A 1,019-nucleotide genomic window follows, 5' to 3' on the forward strand; every position below is an offset into this window, starting at 1 on the left:
TGTTGCTGCTCTTTCATCGGTAAGTGGTGCAATTCTTTTAAGTTGGCACGTTTAGGAACTAAGATGACCCACGGCACTGCATTATCTTTATGTAGAAGTGCAACGCAAAGAGGGAAGTGGCCGATTACTGTGGTGTCTTTTGCCAATTGAGGGTGCAGTTCAAAACTCATTGTGGATATCCGATTCATTTCAATTTGAATTAGTATACGTCAGATAAAACAAAAGGTTGACGCTTTCACGTCAACCTTTGCAATCATTCAGCTTGTGCTACTTAAGTTATCAACTTAAAAGCGGCTTACATGCGCTCTAGCGTTTCGATACCTAGTAGCGATAAACCTTGCTTGATGGTTTTCGCTGTTAGGGCTGCCAGTTTTAGACGGCTTTGCTTAACGGCTTCATCTTCTGCTACTAGAATAGGGCATGCTTCGTAGAAGCTTGAGAATTGACCCGCTAGTTCAAATAGGTAGCTACACATGATGTGCGGTTGGCCTTCACGAGCAACAGATTGAACGGCTTCTTCAAATTGTAGAAGTTTAGCGATAAGCGCTTTTTCTTTTTCGTCAGTGATTTGGATATCACCTTGAAGTTCATCCATCGCTACACCAGCTTTAGCAAAGATAGAGGCAACGCGAGTGTATGCGTATTGCATGTACGGCGCTGTGTTACCTTCAAACGCTAGCATATTGTCCCAATCGAATACGTAGTCAGTAGTGCGGTGTTTAGATAGGTCAGAATATTTAACCGCTGCCATCGCAACTGTTTTAGAGATCTTCTCTTTCTCTTCAGCATCTAGCTCTGGGTTCTTAGATTCGATCAACTGTGCAGCACGAACTTCGGCTTCATCAAGAAGGTCCGCCAAACGAACTGTACCGCCCGCACGAGTTTTGAATGGTTTACCGTCTTTACCAAGCATCATGCCGAAAGCGTGGTGCTCAAGAGATACAGACTCAGGTACGTAGCCCGCTTTACGAACGATAGTCCAAGCTTGCATTAGATGCTGGTGCTGGCGAGAGTCGATG

2 protein-coding genes are annotated in these 1,019 nt (G+C 44.7%); both read right to left on the bottom strand.

Annotation, left to right across the window (positions count from 1 at the left end; genetic code table 11):
- Positions 1–170: HIT domain-containing protein (locus R7Q41_RS24415; protein WP_318144758.1), on the bottom strand; the 170-nt coding region annotated here is incomplete at its 3' end.
- A 125-nt stretch (positions 171–295) separates the two neighbouring features.
- The coding region (argS, locus tag R7Q41_RS24420; RefSeq protein WP_318144757.1) for an arginine--tRNA ligase at positions 296–1,019 on the bottom strand (724 nt) is incomplete at its 5' end.

This window comes from Vibrio sp. 2096 (assembly GCF_033339595.1).
Classification (GTDB): Bacteria; Pseudomonadota; Gammaproteobacteria; order Enterobacterales; family Vibrionaceae; genus Vibrio; species Vibrio alginolyticus.